This window comes from Streptococcus equinus (genome assembly GCF_049393805.1).
Lineage (GTDB): Bacteria > Bacillota > Bacilli > Lactobacillales > Streptococcaceae > Streptococcus > Streptococcus equinus.
The window spans coordinates 578,299-596,286 of sequence record NZ_CP185763.1 but is presented as its reverse complement, the minus strand read 5'-3'; the positions used below and the strand labels follow the sequence as shown (position 1 = coordinate 596,286).

Below are 17,988 nucleotides of genomic sequence, written 5' to 3'. Positions count from 1 at the left end.
GACAAGTTTGTCCTACTCTTAATCATTTTTTAGGAGAAACGTTATGAAACCCCTTATTGAATTTAAGGATTTCACTTTTAAATATGATGCTCAAGCAGAGCCGACGCTAAAGTATCTTAATTTAACCATTGAGAGAGGACAAAAAGTCTTAATTGTCGGTCCATCAGGCTCTGGAAAGTCAACTATCGGGCAATGTCTCAACGGTATTATTCCAAATATTCATCATGGTGAAAAAACTGGGCAATTTACCATCGCAGGTAAGGATGCTTTTGATTTGTCCATTTATGATAAATCACATTTGGTTTCTACAGTTTTGCAGGATCCAGATGGACAGTTTATCGGGTTAACTGTAGCTGAAGATTTGGCATTTGCACTTGAAAATGACTGCCTTCCTCTGAAGAAAATGCGAGAAAAAGTTGATTATTGGGCTGATAAGCTTGATTTGAAGACATTCTTAAATAACCGTCCGCAGGATTTATCAGGTGGTCAAAAGCAGCGAGTGAGTTTGGCAGGTGTTTTGATTGACGAAAGTCCAATCTTACTTTTTGATGAGCCACTCGCTAATCTTGATCCAAAATCAGGACAAGAAACGATTGAATTGATTGATCGCATCCACCAAGAAGGCAAGACAACGACGATTATTATCGAGCACCGCTTGGAAGATGTGCTTTATCGTCATGTGGATAAAGTTGTTTTAGTCAATGATGGTCGTATTGTATTTGACGGTCAGCCAGATGAGTTGTTAAAGAGTGAGCTGCTAGTTGAAAATGGCATCCGTGAACCACTTTATATCACAGCTTTAAAAAATTTAAACGTTGATGTGACAAATGCGGAGCATTTATCAGACATTAATCAACTAGATTTGTCAGATATTACAATAAAAGGCTTGAGTCAATCTAGTGACGTTGTTCAAAAGGAAAATATTTTAGAGGCTAATCATCTTGAATTTTCATATGATGACGGCAAGAAGATTTTAAACGATATTAGTTTTGCTGTTCATAAGGGTGAACGCATTGCCATTGTTGGAAAAAATGGTGCAGGAAAATCAACCCTAGCGAAAGCCTTGTGCCAATTCATCAGACCAGACGGTGAGATTCTCTACCAAGGGAATTCTATCATGAGTGACTCAATTAAAGAACGTGCTGAGAAGATTGGCTACGTTCTTCAAAATCCAAATCAAATGATTAGTCAGACGATGATTTTTGATGAAGTTGCGCTTGGTCTTCGTTTGCGAGGTATCAGTGAGCAAGAAATTGAACAACGTGTTTTAGAGACTTTGAAAGTGTGTGGTTTGTACGAATTCCGTAATTGGCCAATTTCAGCTCTTTCTTTTGGTCAGAAGAAACGTGTTACGATTGCTTCAGTTTTAGTTATGAATCCTGAAATCATCTTACTTGATGAGCCAACAGCAGGGCAAGATAAGAAGCACTATACAGAAATCATGACTTTCCTCAATCAGTTAAACAAAGCAGGCCACACGATTATTATGATTACACATGATATGCAGCTGATGCTCGAGTATTCTGATCGCAGTATTGTGATTAGTGACGGCGAGATTATCGCAGACTGCACACCGGTTGATTTATTTAGTCAGGTTGATATTTTGGATAGAGCTAATCTGAAAAAGACAAGTCTATTTGATTTGGCGGAGAAATTAGGAATCAATCCAATTGATTTGACACATTACTACATTAAGCAACAAGGAGGATGCCGTGGCTAATCATTTTATTGGTTATCAAAGTGGGCGAGGGTTCTTGTATCAATTATCTGGCGCCAGCAAATTAATCTTCTTTATTTTGGTTTCAGTGGCTTGTATGACGACCTATGATACACGATTGATTGCTGTTGTTGGTTTGTCATCGCTTATCTTGTTCAAAATGGCAGATATTCGTTGGAAACAAATTTCGTTTGTTATCAAGTTTATTGGCTTTTTTGCACTTTTAAATGTTTTGATGGTTTATGTGTTTGAACCAAGTTATGGTGAGCACATTTACGGTGCTAAAACGGTTTTGTGGCAAGGTTACGGTCGTTTTTATCTGACAAGCCAAGAATTATTTTATTTGTTTAATCTAGCTTTGAAATATTTTTGTACAGTACCTTTAGCTGTGCTATTTCTCATGACGACGCACCCTAGTCAATTTGCTTCAAGTCTTAATCAAATTGGTGTGCCTTACAAGGTTGCTTATGCGGTAAGTTTGACATTGCGCTATATTCCAGATGTTCAGGAAGAATTTTACATGATTCGAATGTCACAAGAAGCGCGTGGTCTTGAATTGTCCCAAAAAGAAAAGTTGATGAAGCGTGTCAAAGGTAATCTTCAGATTATCATTCCGTTGATTTTTAGTTCTTTAGAGCGAATTGATACGGTCTCAACGGCGATGGAATTACGACGTTTTGGGAAAAATAAAAAGCGTACTTGGTACACTTATAAAAATTTCACAGTGGCAGATATTTTGACAATCACTGTATCTGTTATACTTGTTCTTATCACAGTTTTACTATTTGAATGGAATCATGGACGTTTTTACAATCCATGGCAATAAAAAAAGGCTCTTTATAAAGAGCCTTTTTTTATTTCAAATAGCCAAGGTAATCGAATTTTTCAAAGGTGTCATCACTTGCGATGGCAATGATTTCGATATCAGCTTCGAAAGGTTTGTTTGGATCAATGTGCGTATCGATAACTGAAGGATTTTTCTTGCGGATACCGATAATGTTGATTTCGAATTTATTTCGGACATCGAGTTGGATAAGATTTTTCCCAACCCAAGAATCTGGAATTGAAAATTCAACCATAGCTAATTTTTCTTCTAAGTGAACGATGTTATCGATGTGGTGGCGAAGCATGTTAGAAGCAACGCGTTTACCAGAATCGCGTTCTGGCATGATAACTTTGCTTGCACCGATGCCATAAAGCACTTCTTCGTAAGTTTTTGTTTTAGCTTTGGCGATAATATTTTTAACGCCGAGTTTTTTACAGTGCATAACGGCAAGAACAGAAGATTCTAGATTGTTACCTGTTGCGACAACGACAGTATCACATTGACCGATGCCAAGTGCTTTTAAAAAGTCAATATCTGTGATGTCACCGACAGCAGCTTTTTTAACAACGTCGGATACATTTTGAACAAGATTTTCGTTAATGTCGATAGCAATGACATCTTGGTCAAATTTGCTGAGCTCTTTGGCAACATTTCGTCCAAAGATACCAAGTCCAAGAACACCAATTATTTTTTTTCTCATTTTAATTCCTCTAACCTACTGTGATATTTGTTTGTGCGTATTGAATTTCTTTTTCTTTCTTTTGAAGAAGGCTAAGAAGAACTGTCAATGGTCCGACACGTCCAATGAACATCAATGCCATGATGACGAGTCTTCCTGAAGTTGATAATTGAGGCGTTAAATCCATGGAAACACCGACGGTAGCAATGGCAGATACGGCTTCAAAAAGCAGCGCAATTGGGTCGTGGTGCGGTTCAAATTGAAGAAGAAGGATATAGCCAACAATTAAAATTGAAAAGAAGAAGATAAGCACTGTTAACGTTTGTTTGATAACTTTATTTGCAATGATGCGGTGGTGATAGGTAACCTCGCTCTGACCAGCAAGTTCTGATTTAAAGAGTAAGAAAGTAATTGCAACTGTTGTAACTTTTACCCCACCAGCGGTACCACCAGGAGCTCCACCGATAATCATCTGAATCATGTAGAGAATGTTGGTTGCTGTATGTGTATCAAGATATGAAATTGTTGCAAAACCAGCTGTTCTCATTGTGACTGTTTGAAATAAGCTGACCATAAATTGTTGGAAAGGATTGTACAATCCAATTGTTTTAGGATTGTTAGCTTCCAAAAGCCAAGTTATAGCCGTTCCTAGTATTAAAATCACCGCTGTTGTGTCAAGTACTAAGCGTGTTTGGTTGCTTAATTTGCGAGTGAATGTTTTTAGACGGTAAGGTCTATCTGCTAGGAATGCCTTAATGGCGCGTTTGATATCAACCCAGACTGCAAACCCGATTCCTCCAGAGACAATCAAAATCATAAAGAGGAGATTGAGTAGCGGATTTAAGACAAATGGTTTTAGACTATCTCCACCAAGGTTATCAAAACCGGCATTACAAAAAGCAGAAACTGCTAAAAAGATAGCATTGAAAATACCATGACTCACGCCAAATCTTGGAATAAAGTCAATAAGAAATAAAATCGCAATCAAAGATTCAATGATGAACGTTATTTTATAAACGTTGAATAGATAGCGTTTTAAGTGACCGCTGTTGTCATAACTTAGAGCTGATTGCAAGATATTTTGGCTCGATAGATTCATGCGTCGTCTGAGTAAATATGTACTAACCGCAATCAAGGTGACAAGTCCAAGACCACCGATTTGCATTAAGATAACAGAAATCACTTGTCCAAGACCGTTGTAGACCTCAGCAACAGGAAAGACAGAAAGCCCAGTCACACAGACCATTGATACCACGGTAAATAAGTGGTCAAGATAGTTTGTTGCTGGTGCATTTTGATAATGCGTTATTGGAAGTGATAGTAAGATACTTCCTATGAAGATTACAATTAGAAAGCTAACGGTTAAACGTTGGGTACCAGATAGCCGTTTTAAAAATCTAGTCAAATGAACATCCCTTTCTTATAGCAATTAAGTGGCTGCTAGAGCCACTTATTGTCACTATTAGCCCATTAAAGAGGTTTTTTATTTGGCATGCCAGCTTTACGTGGGTATTTATTTGGTGTTTCTTTTTTCTTTTCAAGAATTGTAATTTGACGACTGTCACCGTTTGGTAACTCGTAATGATAGTTTTCAACAAGTTTTGAAAAGAGTACAGACATGGCATTTTTTGCGTCAGCCAATTCTTCTTCAGCAGCAGAAGCTTTAAGAGCAATCAATTGTCCGCCGACTTTTAAGAATGGAATTGTCAATTCTGTAAGAACTTGTAAGCGGGCAACGGCGCGTGCAGTGACGATGTCATAGCTAGCGCGGAAAGCTTTGTCTTGTCCATAATCTTCAGCACGTCCATGGTAAAAATGAACGCCATCAAGACCAAGTTCTTCCGCCAACAAGTTAAGGAAGTTGATACGTTTGTTAAGCGAATCAATGATAGTTACATCGATATCAGGGCACAAGATTTTAATCGGAATACTTGGAAAACCAGCTCCAGCTCCGATATCTAAGAGACGAAGCTCTTGATTTGTAATTTTGCCTTGAAGAACTGGTGCGATAGAATCGTAGAAATGTTTAAGGTAGACGCCTTCTTTATCAGTGATGGCAGTCAAGTTGATTTTTTGATTCCATTCGACTAACAGTTCAAAATAGCGCTCAAATTGTTTTTTTTGAGTGTCCGATAAGTCAAATCCTTGCTTAGCAAGTCTGTCATAAAATTCTTCAGGTGTCATATTATTAAGTTAAAGAAACTGATTATGTTAAAATCACTTTCTCTAATGATCCTTTCAATCCAATATATATCATCTTATTTTACCATAAAAAAACTAGGAGTGACATTCATTGACTGTTCGATAAAAGGGAGTTTTTGTCTTTATTTATGGTATTTTCTTTTAGAATTACTTGAAAATTGATATAATGAAAGCAAGAAAATATCGATTGTTTTCGCAAGAAGCTTTTTGCCAAGAGTATTGGAGTTAGAAAGCTGGATTTTTTAGGAAGGGTATCAGATACCCAAGGAGGAATTTATGATTTTCGTTATTATTGCAATTGTTGCTGTTTTAGTACTTTGGGTAGTTGCTGCTTACAATGGACTTGTTAAAAGTCGTATGCAAACCAAAGAATCTTGGAGTCAAATCGATGTTCAATTGAAACGTCGTAATGACCTTATCCCAAACTTGATTGAAACTGTTAAAGGATACGCAGCTTATGAAGAAAAAACATTTGCTAAAATCACTGAATTGCGTAGCCAAGTTGCACAAGCTCAAACACCAGCGGAAGCAATGCATGCTTCAAATGCTCTTACAAAACAATTGTCAAGCTTGATTGCAGTTGCTGAAAATTATCCTGAACTTAAAGCAAATAATAGCTTTGTTAAATTACAAGATGAATTGACAAATACTGAAAATAAAATTTCTTATTCACGTCAATTGTTCAACACAACTACAGCAAACTACAATGTGAAACTAGAAACATTCCCAACAAATATTGTTGCAGGTCTTTTTGGATTTAAACCAAGTCAATTCTTGGAAACTCCAGAAGAAGAAAAAGAAGTACCAAAAGTGTCATTTGATTTTTAATCAATTCGAGTTTTAGAAAAATTTTTAAGACAGTCATCTTAAAAAGAAAGGAAAATAAGGAGTCTCTTTAGGTCGTCAATTAACTAGAAGAGACTCTTTCGTTTATATAGAAAATGATGTTATATGATCAAATTGCTAGCAATAAACGTAAGACGGTTGTTTTGCTATTTGTATTCTTTATGTTGTTAGCTGCTATTGGAGCAGCGGTAGGATATCTATGGTTGGACAGTCTAGGATTTGGAGTTGTCATTGCCCTGATTATTGGTGGCATTTATGCAGGAAGTATGATTTTCCAATCAACAAATGTTGTCATGTCAATGAACAATGCTCGTGAAGTCAGTGAAGCAGAAGCGCCACAACTCTATCACATTGTTGAGGATATGGCTATGGTTGCTCAAATTCCTATGCCACGAGTTTTCATTGTTGAAGACGATTCGCTTAATGCTTTTGCGACAGGTTCAAGCCCAGAAAACGCAGCAGTAGCGGCAACTACAGGTTTACTAAAACTTATGAACCGTGAAGAGTTAGAGGGCGTTATTGGGCATGAGGTTAGCCACATTCGAAACTATGATATTCGCATCTCAACGATTGCTGTTGCACTTGCTAGTGCTATTACAATGATTGCAAGTTTTGGTAGTCGTATGATGTGGTTTGGTGGTGGTAGTCGCCGCCGTTCTGATGACCGTGATGAAGGTGCACTTGGTATTATCATTTTGATTTTATCATTAATTTCTCTTATTCTAGCACCGCTTGCTGCGACATTGGTTCAGTTGGCAATTTCAAGACAACGTGAATTTTTAGCTGACGCAAGCTCAGTAGAATTGACACGCAATCCTGAAGGTATGATTAAAGCTTTGCAAAAACTTGAACAGTCTTCCCCAATGCATCACCCAGTAGATCAAGCGAGTGCCGCGCTATACATTAATGATCCTTTGAAAAAGGGTGAGCGATTTAGTTCTTTGTTTAATACTCATCCTTCAATTTCAGATCGTATTGACCGACTTCGCCATATGTAAAAAATTAAAAGTTCACATTTGATGTGAGCTTTTTTTATGATAATCAAAAAAGAATTTTCTTGTAATAGATTTGACATCAATATCATAAAGACAAGAACTAGAAAAGTTGGTATAATGGTAAGGAAATTTTAAAAGAGGTAAATTATTAATGATTGCTATTTCAGAAATAAAGAAAAATGCTGAAGGAATTGCTTTTAATGAATCTTTGAATATTAAAGAAACATTAATGCAACGTTCAAGTGAAGTTCTAGACGTCAAAGAAGTACTTGTTAATGGTCTTGTGACATATGATGACGGATTGTACTTGTTAAACTATCGTTTGGATTATACTATTACACTACCATCTAGCCGTTCAATGAAACCTGTCGATGTGCATCAAATTGAGGATGTAACGGAAGTTTTTGTTGAGTCTGCGGACCTTCATGCTAAAGAAGACTTAGTCAAAGAAAATCTTGCTTTAGTATTAGAAAATGATTTTATCGATTTGGAAGAAAGTGCGGTTGACAACATTCTTTTGACAATTCCAATGCAAGTATTAAGTGATGAAGAACGTCAATCAGAAGACATGCCTTCAGGGCAAAATTGGTCTGTCATGACAGAAGATCAGTACGAAGCATTGCAAAATGAAAAGAAAAAAGAAAACAACCCATTTTCAGCTTTAAATGGCCTATTTGAAGATTAATATAATTTACATTAAATAGATAAAATTTTCTTGAATTATCGCCTACACTTTGATATACTTTTAGGGCACTATAGTATACTTGGCTGAAGAGTCATTTCTGAGAAAGAGATTAAAAAGGGATAGAGTGATGGATGGATTTTTCTCATGATTGGAATGAAAATTAAAGCGATAATTAGGGTTGTGTACTAGGCAAATAATTAGATTTTATAATCTTTACATTAAATAAAAGGTTGGTGACAATGAGTAAAAAGATTTTAATTATTGAGGATGAAAAAAATCTTGCACGCTTCGTGTCTTTGGAGTTACAACACGAAGGGTATTCAGTAGTTGTTGAGACAAATGGACGTTTAGGTTTACAAACGGCTTTAGATGATGATTTTGATTTGATCCTGTTGGACTTGATGTTGCCTGATATGGATGGATTCGAAATTACACGTCGTCTTCGTTTGGAAAAAGAAACTTCAATTATCATGATGACAGCTCGTGATTCAATCATGGATATCGTTGCTGGTCTTGATCGTGGCGCAGATGATTACATCGTAAAACCATTTGCTATTGAAGAACTATTAGCGCGTGTGCGTGCAGTGTTCCGTCGTCAAGAAGCTAATTCAAAACATGATAAAGAAGGTCAAGCTAAAGAGGGGTTGCTTGGTCTTCGGCTCAATCCACAAAATCGTTCTGCAGTTCGTGGAGACGATGAAATTTCATTAACAAAACGCGAATATGATTTGTTAAGTGTTCTTCTTTCAAACGTTAACCGAGTGATGACACGTGAAGAATTACTTGCAAGTGTTTGGCGTTATGATACTGATATCGAAACAAACGTAGTGGATGTTTACATCCGTTATCTTCGTGGAAAAATTGATATTCCTGGTAAAGAATCATATATCCAAACTGTTCGTGGAATGGGTTATATTATTCGAGAAAAATAATGATAAAGTGCTTTAAAAAGTCATTATCTAAAAAAATTTCAGTAAAAACTTTTCTGTGGGTTTTGTTGATTTTATCAGCTTTTAACTTAGTTATTTATTTTGGTGTGACACGAATTTTTCTTTCAAAAGATCGTTATAACACCGAGCAATCCACAGAAGTTGTTCGTGAATTTTTATCTAAAGAAACTTCTCTTTCGCAAGAGAAGTTATTAGATTTGTTGAATCAATATGGTGCTTCAGGCTCGCTTATCGAAAATGACGATAAGAAGTATATTCTTGATAGGCAAGGCGGCATTGATGAATTGATTTTTGATAATCAAGAAGTTTCTGTCTTTAATAAAGATAAACAATTAGTTTTGACAACCGATAAAGTACTATCGACAATGAAAATTGGAAAAGTTGGTGAAACGGTGATGTACCGTTCGCCAGCTTTTACTGGTTTTTACCAGAGTGAAAAAATTTATTCTAAAGATAGTCGAAAAGTTATTGGTTACGTAACCGTCTACCAAAGTATTGCTTCGTATTTTATGGCGCGTCATACTTTTGTAGTGATTGCTTTGCTATGTGAACTTGTCGAAGCTTGTGTGATTTTTTATTTAGTTCTTGCGGTATCGCATAGGACGTTGAGGCCACTTCGTGACTTTCAAACATTTGTTGATAAACTCGCTGAAAGTCCAAGTGAATTAGATTTACGTTCGGATATTCAATCTGGTGATGAAATTGAAGATTTGTCACAAACTTTTGATAGCGTTTTAGAGCAAATTGAGGGATTTGCTAAGCGGCAAACACGCTTTGTTAGTGATGTTAGCCATGAATTGCGCACACCGATTGCTGTCATCAAGGGGCATTTAGGCTTGTTGCAGCGCTGGGGAAAAGATGACCCAGAAGTTTTATGCGAGAGTCTTGATGCCGCTTATCATGAGGCGGATCGCATGTCAATTATGGTAAATGACATGCTAGATATGATTCGTGTTCAAGGAAGTTTTGATCTTCATAAGGGAGAGGTTACAGATTTAAAACAATCCATTGACCTTGTTTTAGGAAATTTCCGCATTCTGTATCCTGATTTCCGTTTTTCACTCGTTTCAACGGTTGAAGATTGTATTTATGCAGAGATTTACAAGCATCATTTTGAACAGGCTATTTTAATCTTGATTGATAATGGCGTAAAATATTCTTCAGGTAGTAGAAATATTCATGTGACTTTGGATGTTTTAGGAGATAATGCGATTGTAAAAGTTCGTGATGAAGGTGAGGGAATTTCACAAGATGACCTTAATCATATCTTTGAACGATTCTATCGCACTGATAAGTCACGTAACCGTGTTTCGACACAAGGTGGGCTTGGGATTGGTTTAGCCATTCTTAAGCAAATTGTGGATGCTTATGAACTCAAAGTTAGCGTCAGCAGTGTTGTTGATGAGGGAACTGAGTTTACTTTAATCATTCCACTTGTTACGACAGAAAAAATTAAAAAGACAGACTGAGCTTTCTCGGTCTGTTCGTTTTTCTAATGAAGTATGAGAAATATTTTGTTAGAAAAGGGATGACAACAGCTAGCCAGCTTAGGCTGGTATGACTTTCATAATGATTGATATTATGGTAAAATAAAGTATTAGAATAATTGGTAGAATGGGGTGTTTGCATGCGTTGTCCAAAATGTAATTATAATAAATCGAGCGTTATTGATAGCCGTCAAGCTGAAGACGGAAATACTATCAGACGACGTCGAGAATGCGAAAATTGTCATGCGCGATTCACAACCTTTGAACGCGTTGAAGAACTACCCTTGTTAGTGATAAAAAAAGATGGAACGCGTGAACAATTTTCTCGAGAAAAAATTCTAAATGGTATTTTTCAAAGTGCGCAAAAACGTCCAGTATCAAGTGATGATATTGAACAAGTTGTGGCACGTATTGAGCAAAAAATTCGTAGTGAATACGAAAGTGAAGTTCCAAGTACTGTGATTGGTAATCTTGTTATGGATGAGTTAGCTGAACTTGACGAAATTACTTATGTTCGTTTTGCTTCAGTCTATAAATCATTTAAAGACGTTGATGAAATCGAAGAACTTCTTCAGCAGATTACTAGTCGTGTTCGCAGCAAGAAGAAAAGAAGTAAGCTAAATGAGACCGATTGATGAATTTTCTTATGTAAAAAATAATAAGATTTTGCTGGATTCTGATAGTCTGACTCAGCTTTATCATCCAGTGATTGGTAATCATGCGGTTTTGTTGTATGATTATCTTTTAGCTTTCTTCGATGATGGGGTTAAACGTCACAAGTTTAGTGAAATTCTTAACCACTTACAGCTTAACATGCAAGAAGTTGAAGAAGCTTTTGCTATTTTGACAGCCGTCGATTTGTTGGTTTTATATCAAACACGTGATGCTTATGTTTTGAAACTTCAACCTGCCTTGACTCGCGAAATTTTTCTGGCAAATCCGATTTATCGTCGTTTGCTAGAGCAAAAAATTGGTGAGGTTGCGGTTGCTGAACTAGATATTGTTTTGCCTGATGGGGCGCGTGACTTGTCTAAAAAATTCTCTGATATTTTTTCAGTGGATGAAAATCCAAGTGTGCCTAAGCAGGTTTCAAAAAATCATTTTGATTTAGACAGCTTTGAGCGTTTGATGCTACGTGATGGCTTACGCTTTAAAGACGAGAAAAATGACGTTGTGATGATTTATAGCTTAGCTGATAAATACACAATGAATTGGTTTGATACTTACAACTTAGCCAAAAGTACAGCGATTAATGGGGTAATTTCACCTAAACGTATGACTGTACAGCTTGAGCAGAAAAAAACTGGCTCTAATCAAACCAACGAACAATTTGATGCCAAAGAACAGGTCATCATTCGTGAAGCTAAGAAAACTTCTGCTAGAGAGTTTCTTGAAAAAATCAAAGCACCAAAACGTGCGGTGGTTACTGAAAGCGAACGAAAATTGCTGGAAGAATTGGCTAACATGAATTTCTTAGATGAAGTTATTAATGTGATGGTGCTATACACGTTAAATAAGACGCAATCAGCTAACATCAATAAGCCTTACATCATGAAAGTGGCAAATGATTTTGCATATCAGAAGGTTGCGACAGCTGAAGCTGCTGTTCTAAAAATGCGTAGTTTTGCACAGCGTAACAAAGAGCGCAAAGCTAAACCAAAAGTAGCTAAGACTAATGTTCCAGAGTGGACAGCTAAAGAATACAAACATGTTGCGACAGCTGAAGAAAAAGCAAAACTTGAAGAGCTTAAGCGTAGCATGTTAGAAGATTAAGGAGTGAGTGATGGAAAAAATCGGACAAACCTTGGCTAAACAGCTTCGCCAAAGTCGTACGGATCTTAATAAATTGACTCAAGCTATTTTAGCGGATAAGGAAATTGCTGATTTTATCACGTCAAATGGCTTGACTCAAGAGCAAATTAACCGAAGCCTTCCAAAATTCAATCAGTTCATGGTTGAACGTGAGAAGTTTCAAAATCAAGATGCATCTTACGTGGCAAAAGGTTATAAACCAGCTCTTAGCATGAACGAAGGTTATGCTGATGTCATTTATTTGGAAACTCGTGAATTGGTTGAGGCTAAAAAACGTCAAGATATCAAAAATCGTGTGACTTTGATTGGCTTGCCAACAAGTCTTAAGCATATTTCGACTGACGATATCGACCTTGGGGACCCTAATCGTATTGAGATTTATAATTATTTGAATGATTATATTAAAAATCTTGAGAATAAACCGCAAAAAGGGCTCTACGTTTTTGGAACTTTTGGTGTCGGTAAATCGTACTTGATGGCTTATTTGGCAAATCGCTTGTCAGCTAAGTATGGCAAATCAACAACTTTGCTGCATTTTCCAACTTTCTGTGTTGATATTAAAAATGCAATCAATACAGGAACGGTGAAAGAGCAGATTGACCAAATCAAGCAATCTGAAATCTTGGTTTTGGATGATATCGGCGCTGAACAACAAAGTTCATGGATTCGCGATGATGTGCTTCAGGTAATTTTGCAATATCGTATGCAAGAAAATTTGTTGACCTTCTTTACGTCAAACCTTGACTTTAAAGGCTTGGAAGAACATTTTGCTATCTCACGTTCAGGCGATGAAACTTGGCAGGCTAAGCGTGTGATGGAACGTATCCGTTATTTGGCTCGAGAAATTCATCTACAAGGTGAAAATCGACGTTAATTATTGTAATCATTAAAAGTGATAAATAGATAAAAGAATGTGAAAGGAATCGGCGAAGCATCTAATGGTGTTTTCGTGTGGTGACAAACCACTTAAAATAGTCTAGCTATTTTAACGAATAGGTATTAAGAATTATGGCTTTACCTACAGTTGCTATTGTCGGACGTCCAAACGTCGGCAAATCGACTTTATTTAACCGTATCGCAGGTGAGCGTATTTCAATTGTTGAAGATGTCGAGGGGGTTACTCGTGACCGTATCTATACAACAGGTGAATGGCTTAACCGTAAGTTTTCATTGATTGATACTGGTGGTATTGATGATGTTGATGCTCCATTTATGGAACAAATCAAACATCAAGCTGATATCGCTATGACAGAAGCAGATGTTATCGTGTTTGTTGTTTCTGGTAAAGAAGGTGTGACAGACGCAGATGAATATGTTTCAAAAATTTTGTATCGTACAAACAAACCAGTCATTTTAGTTGTCAACAAAGTTGATAACCCTGAAATGCGTAGTGATATTTACGATTTCTATTCTCTTGGTCTTGGTGATCCATATCCAGTATCATCGGTTCACGGGATTGGTACAGGGGATGTTTTGGATGCTATTGTTGAAAATCTTCCAGTCGAAGAAGAAGACGAAAATCCAGATATCATCAAGTTTAGTTTGATTGGACGTCCAAACGTTGGTAAATCAAGCTTGATTAACGCTATTCTTGGTGAAGAACGTGTTATCGCAAGCCCAATCGCTGGTACAACACGTGATGCCATCGATACAAACTTTACTGACAGCGAAGGTCAAGAGTACACAATGATTGACACGGCTGGTATGCGTAAATCTGGTAAAGTTTACGAAAATACTGAAAAATACTCAGTGATGCGTTCAATGCGTGCCATCGACCGTTCAGATATCGTTCTTATGGTTATCAATGCCGAAGAAGGAATCCGTGAATACGATAAACGTATTGCAGGATTTGCTCATGAAGCTGGTAAAGGTATCATCATTGTTGTTAATAAATGGGATACTATCGAGAAAAATAATCACACTGTTGCAAAATGGGAAGAAGACATTCGTGATCAATTCCAATTCTTGTCATACGCTCCAATCATCTTTGTATCAGCTGCTACAAAACAACGTTTGAACAAATTGCCTGAAATGATTAAGAAAATCAGCGAAAGCCAAAATAAACGTATTCCATCAGCTGTTCTTAACGATGTTATCATGGATGCTATTGCTATCAACCCAACACCAACTGACAAAGGTAAACGTTTGAAAATCTTCTACGGAACACAAGTTGCCGTTAAACCACCAACGTTTGTTATCTTTGTTAACGAAGAAGAGCTTATGCACTTCTCATACATGCGTTTCTTGGAAAATCAAATCCGTGCTGCTTTCGGTTTCGAAGGAACACCAATCAACTTGATTGCCCGCAAACGTAAATAAGAAGAAAGCACCCATTAGGGTGCTTTTTTTGGTGCCTTTAAAAAAATAAAATCGAATAACCATTTTTCTAAGCTAAAGAGGGCTGAATTTGATATAATTAAATGATAAGGAAAAAGGTGGTGGCTTAGATTGGGTAGAATGATTCCAGGTCGAATTCGCAATCAAGGTATAGAACTTTACGAACAAGGTTTGGTTGACATTATCAGTACAAGAGAAGATTTAATTCAGGCAAAAGTGGATAAACATCATCTTCAATACTCTTTAGAAGATGAACAAGTTCGATGCGATTGTGATTTTTTTGCTAAGAAAAAATACTGTGAACATCTAGCGGCAGTAGAATACTATCTAAAAAATAATACTGAAGGAAAAGAGTTATCAGATGAGCTAAGCTCACATCAGGAAAATCAGCAAGAAACCAAAAAGAATACGTCTTTTGGTAGTGTTTTTCTTGATGGTTTAGTGATTAATGATGATGACACAACAAAATACCGTTTGGCAGCTTATGGGAGCCAGAGTCCATATTCATCAGATTACTGGTGGACACTAAAAATCAATCGTTTGCCAGATGAGCGTGCTTATGTTGTCCGAGACATCAAAGCTTTCCTAACGGTTGTCAGAAATGAAGGTTATTATCAGATTGGAAAAAATTATTTTGAACCTTTATCACTAATCCAATTTGATGAAGCAAGTCAAGAATTGATTCGTTTTTTGTGGCGCGTGTTGCCAGATGGCGATCACTTGGATATTGATTATATTTTGCCGAATCACGCTCGTAATTTATCCTTAACGAGTGGAATGTTTGAAGAAGGTGTTAATCTCTTTAACGAACTTTATGATTTTTCATTTGAACATAATCATCAAAGTTATGGGCAGTTGATTTTTAAACCTCTTGATGGTTTAGAAGATTTAATTTCTTTTAAAGTGGTCGTTCATCGTCAGTCAATTGAGTTGATTATTACGGAAAAAGATTATCAACCACTCTTTAATAATGCTTATTTATTTACAAATGGATTTATTTACAGCTTAAATCTAAAACAACAAAAGATTTTAACGGCGATTCGAAGTTTGCCAATCGAAGCAGATTTAGCCAAACACTTGTTCTTTGACTTGGATGACCAAGCAAAATTAGCTGCTAGCTTGCTTGATTTTAAGGAACTTGGAAAAGTTGAAGCACCGAAAAGTTTTGACATTCGTGATTTTACACCATCCTTTTATTTAGAATTAAACGAATATCGCGAAGTTGCTTTACACGTTACCTTTGATTATGGTGATGTTGATGTTGTTGTCAAGAGTAAACGTGAGCTTGATGAATTACCATTTGCTAGTCATTTCAAGCATGAGGAGAGAGTGTTTAGAACGCTTGAGGCTAACGGTTTTTCAGCAGCATTTGTGTCTTATCATGCACCGCTAGCAGATAAGGATTTATATGATTTCTTCACACGAACTCTGGGGCAATTATCGCGCTTGGGTCAAGTGACTTTGGCTGATGAATTAGATGATATGCGCCAATTTGAAGAACCTCAGGTCTCTATTCATACGACTGGTGGATTACTCGATATTTCATTTGATTTTTCAACTGTTTTTGAAAATGATATTGATGATGCGCTTGATGCTTTATTTAGAAATCAGCCGTATTTTGTTAATAACGCTGGTAAATTAGTTGTCTTTGATGAAGAGACACAACGTGTCAGCAGCGCTTTACAAAATTTACGTGCTAAGCAATTAGACAATGGTCATCTGCAACTAGATGCTATTTCGGCATTCCAAATCTCTGATTTATTTAAGGGCAATGACCGTATTTCTTTCTCAAAAGAATTTGAACAGTTGGCTCATGATTTGACACATCCAGAAGATTTCCAAGTTACTTTGGCACCTTTACAAACCCAACTTCGTGATTATCAAATGACTGGTGTTCGTTGGATGTCAATGCTAAATCACTATGGTTTTGGTGGTATTTTAGCCGATGATATGGGACTTGGAAAAACGCTCCAAACCATTGCTTTTCTTGCGTCACACTTGGATCAGGAAACTCGTATTTTGGTTTTGTCCCCATCAAGTCTGATTTACAACTGGAAAGACGAGTTTACGCGTTTTGCACCTGATATTGATGTTGCGGTATCGTACGGACTTAAAGCTGTACGTGATGAAATTATCGCAGAAGACCACCAAGTCGTCATCACAAGTTACTCATCTTTCCGCCAAGATTTCGCTGAATATAATAAGCTTAATTTTGATTATTTGATTCTTGATGAAGCGCAAGTGATGAAAAATACACAGACTAAGATTGCACATTATTTGCGTCAGTTTGAAGTAAAAAATTGCTTTGCTCTTTCTGGAACACCGATTGAAAATAAATTGTTGGAAATCTGGTCAATCTTCCAAATTGTGTTGCCAGGATTATTGCCAGATAAAAAACATTTCTTGAAAATGGATGCTAAGCAAGTGGCACGATTTATCAAACCATTTATCATGCGCCGTCGTAAAGAAGAAGTGTTACCAGAATTGCCAGATTTGATTGAAATCAATTATCCAAATGAACTAGACCACAAGCAAAAAGCGATTTACCTAGCCCAGCTTCGTCAAATGCAAGAAACAATTGTTAGTGCGTCTGATGCGGATATTAATCGTCGTAAGATTGAAATCTTATCAGGAATCACTCGATTGCGCCAAATCTGTGATACACCAGCTTTGTTCATGGATTATGACGGTGAAAGTGGTAAACTTGATAGTCTTCGTGACCTCTTAACTCAAATCAAAGAAAATGGTCACAGAGCTCTTATCTTTTCACAATTTCGTGGCATGCTCGATATTGCTGAAAAAGAAATCGAAGACCTTGGTTTGACATCGTACAAGATTACTGGGTCTACCCCAGCTGATGCGCGTCAAGAAATGACTCGAGCATTTAATAATGGCTCAAAAGATACTTTCTTGATTTCTCTAAAAGCTGGTGGAGTCGGACTCAATCTGACTGGTGCCGATACAGTTATTTTGATTGACCTTTGGTGGAATCCAGCCGTCGAAATGCAGGCAATCAGCCGTGCACACCGTATTGGTCAAAAAGAAAACGTCGAAGTATATCGTTTGATTACTCGTGGTACGATTGAAGAGAAGATTCTTGAGATGCAAGAAAGTAAGAAAAACCTTGTAACGACGGTTCTTGACGGTAATGAAACACGTGCAAGCATGACAATAGATGAAATCAAAGAAATCTTAGGTTTGAAACAATAAAATAAAGGCTAGTTTCTCCTTTTGAGATAACTGGCTTTTATTTTATAAAACTTTGAAAAATAGCCTGATTTAGTTTATAATAAAAATGTTACAAAGTTGGAGCAAAGTCAAAAGATTTAGGCGTTTAAGCCTAGACAATATGACAATGCTATTTAGTTGCTAGGACTTGGGATTGTCAAAGGTAAAATCCCCATATTTCTTAGTGAGTGATGAATAGAACCCTTTAAGAAAGGATGTGATTT

At 36.8% G+C, this 17,988-nt stretch carries 15 protein-coding genes; 12 read left to right on the top strand and 3 right to left on the bottom strand.

The window, feature by feature from the left end; translation table 11 throughout:
• The first annotated feature begins 43 nt into the window (after positions 1 to 43).
• On the top strand, positions 44 to 1,720 hold the full coding sequence (locus ACN0NP_RS02895; protein ID WP_423217523.1) for an ABC transporter ATP-binding protein: 1,677 nt from the start codon (positions 44 to 46) through the stop codon (positions 1,718 to 1,720).
• The gene (locus ACN0NP_RS02890) at positions 1,713 to 2,543 is read left to right on the top strand and encodes an energy-coupling factor transporter transmembrane component T family protein (RefSeq protein ID WP_039697934.1); all 831 of its coding nucleotides are present in this window, start codon (positions 1,713 to 1,715) and stop codon (positions 2,541 to 2,543) included. Before ACN0NP_RS02895 ends, ACN0NP_RS02890 begins: the two co-directional genes overlap by 8 nt.
• A 28-nt stretch (positions 2,544 to 2,571) precedes the next feature.
• Here ACN0NP_RS02890 and ktrA read toward each other — a convergent pair whose 3' ends face one another.
• From ktrA to rsmG, 3 genes are all read right to left on the bottom strand, one after another.
• The gene (gene ktrA / locus ACN0NP_RS02885; protein WP_024343620.1) at positions 2,572 to 3,243 is read right to left on the bottom strand and encodes a potassium uptake transporter gating subunit KtrA; all 672 of its coding nucleotides are present in this window, start codon (positions 3,241 to 3,243) and stop codon (positions 2,572 to 2,574) included.
• Between the two features lie 10 nt (positions 3,244 to 3,253).
• Positions 3,254 to 4,627, bottom strand: coding sequence for a TrkH family potassium uptake protein (locus ACN0NP_RS02880; protein ID WP_074480237.1), 1,374 nt, complete (start codon positions 4,625 to 4,627; stop codon positions 3,254 to 3,256).
• 65 nt (positions 4,628 to 4,692) lie between these two features.
• Positions 4,693 to 5,406 carry a 16S rRNA (guanine(527)-N(7))-methyltransferase RsmG gene (gene rsmG / locus ACN0NP_RS02875; RefSeq protein ID WP_039691523.1) on the bottom strand — a complete coding sequence of 238 codons (714 nt, stop codon included), beginning with the start codon at positions 5,404 to 5,406 and terminating at the stop codon, positions 4,693 to 4,695.
• A 294-nt stretch (positions 5,407 to 5,700) separates the two neighbouring features.
• On the opposite strand from rsmG, the gene ACN0NP_RS02870 reads away from it, so the two are divergent.
• From ACN0NP_RS02870 to ACN0NP_RS02825, 10 genes are all read left to right on the top strand, one after another.
• Complete coding sequence (locus ACN0NP_RS02870) at positions 5,701 to 6,252, top strand: LemA family protein (RefSeq protein ID WP_021143013.1); 552 nt, start codon at positions 5,701 to 5,703, stop codon at positions 6,250 to 6,252.
• A 116-nt stretch (positions 6,253 to 6,368) separates the two neighbouring features.
• Positions 6,369 to 7,268, top strand: a complete 900-nt coding sequence (gene htpX / locus ACN0NP_RS02865) for a zinc metalloprotease HtpX (RefSeq protein ID WP_024343624.1) — start codon at positions 6,369 to 6,371, stop codon at positions 7,266 to 7,268.
• Positions 7,269 to 7,416: 148 nt separating this feature from the next.
• Complete coding sequence (locus tag ACN0NP_RS02860) at positions 7,417 to 7,950, top strand: YceD family protein (RefSeq protein WP_033153209.1); 534 nt, start codon at positions 7,417 to 7,419, stop codon at positions 7,948 to 7,950.
• A gap of 239 nt (positions 7,951 to 8,189) precedes the next feature.
• Positions 8,190 to 8,882 carry a response regulator transcription factor gene (locus ACN0NP_RS02855; RefSeq protein ID WP_021143010.1) on the top strand — a complete coding sequence of 231 codons (693 nt, stop codon included), beginning with the start codon at positions 8,190 to 8,192 and terminating at the stop codon, positions 8,880 to 8,882.
• Between the two features lie 104 nt (positions 8,883 to 8,986).
• A complete protein-coding gene (locus ACN0NP_RS02850; protein ID WP_423217522.1) occupies positions 8,987 to 10,369 on the top strand; it encodes an ATP-binding protein in 1,383 nt (460 codons plus the stop codon).
• A 158-nt stretch (positions 10,370 to 10,527) separates the two neighbouring features.
• The gene (gene nrdR / locus ACN0NP_RS02845) at positions 10,528 to 11,022 is read left to right on the top strand and encodes a transcriptional regulator NrdR (RefSeq protein WP_004233042.1); all 495 of its coding nucleotides are present in this window, start codon (positions 10,528 to 10,530) and stop codon (positions 11,020 to 11,022) included.
• Positions 11,009 to 12,160 (top strand): helicase loader, encoded by a 1,152-nt coding sequence (locus ACN0NP_RS02840; protein ID WP_423217521.1) that lies wholly within the window; start codon positions 11,009 to 11,011, stop codon positions 12,158 to 12,160. Before nrdR ends, ACN0NP_RS02840 begins: the two co-directional genes overlap by 14 nt.
• Positions 12,161 to 12,170: 10 nt before the next feature.
• Positions 12,171 to 13,073: a primosomal protein DnaI gene (dnaI, locus tag ACN0NP_RS02835; RefSeq protein ID WP_024343628.1), complete on the top strand. Its 903-nt coding sequence runs from the start codon at positions 12,171 to 12,173 to the stop codon at positions 13,071 to 13,073.
• A 134-nt stretch (positions 13,074 to 13,207) separates the two neighbouring features.
• The gene (gene der / locus ACN0NP_RS02830; protein ID WP_021143005.1) at positions 13,208 to 14,518 is read left to right on the top strand and encodes a ribosome biogenesis GTPase Der; all 1,311 of its coding nucleotides are present in this window, start codon (positions 13,208 to 13,210) and stop codon (positions 14,516 to 14,518) included.
• 129 nt (positions 14,519 to 14,647) lie between these two features.
• Positions 14,648 to 17,746, top strand: coding sequence for a DEAD/DEAH box helicase (locus tag ACN0NP_RS02825; protein WP_423217520.1), 3,099 nt, complete (start codon positions 14,648 to 14,650; stop codon positions 17,744 to 17,746).
• The last annotated feature ends 242 nt before the right edge of the window (positions 17,747 to 17,988 follow it).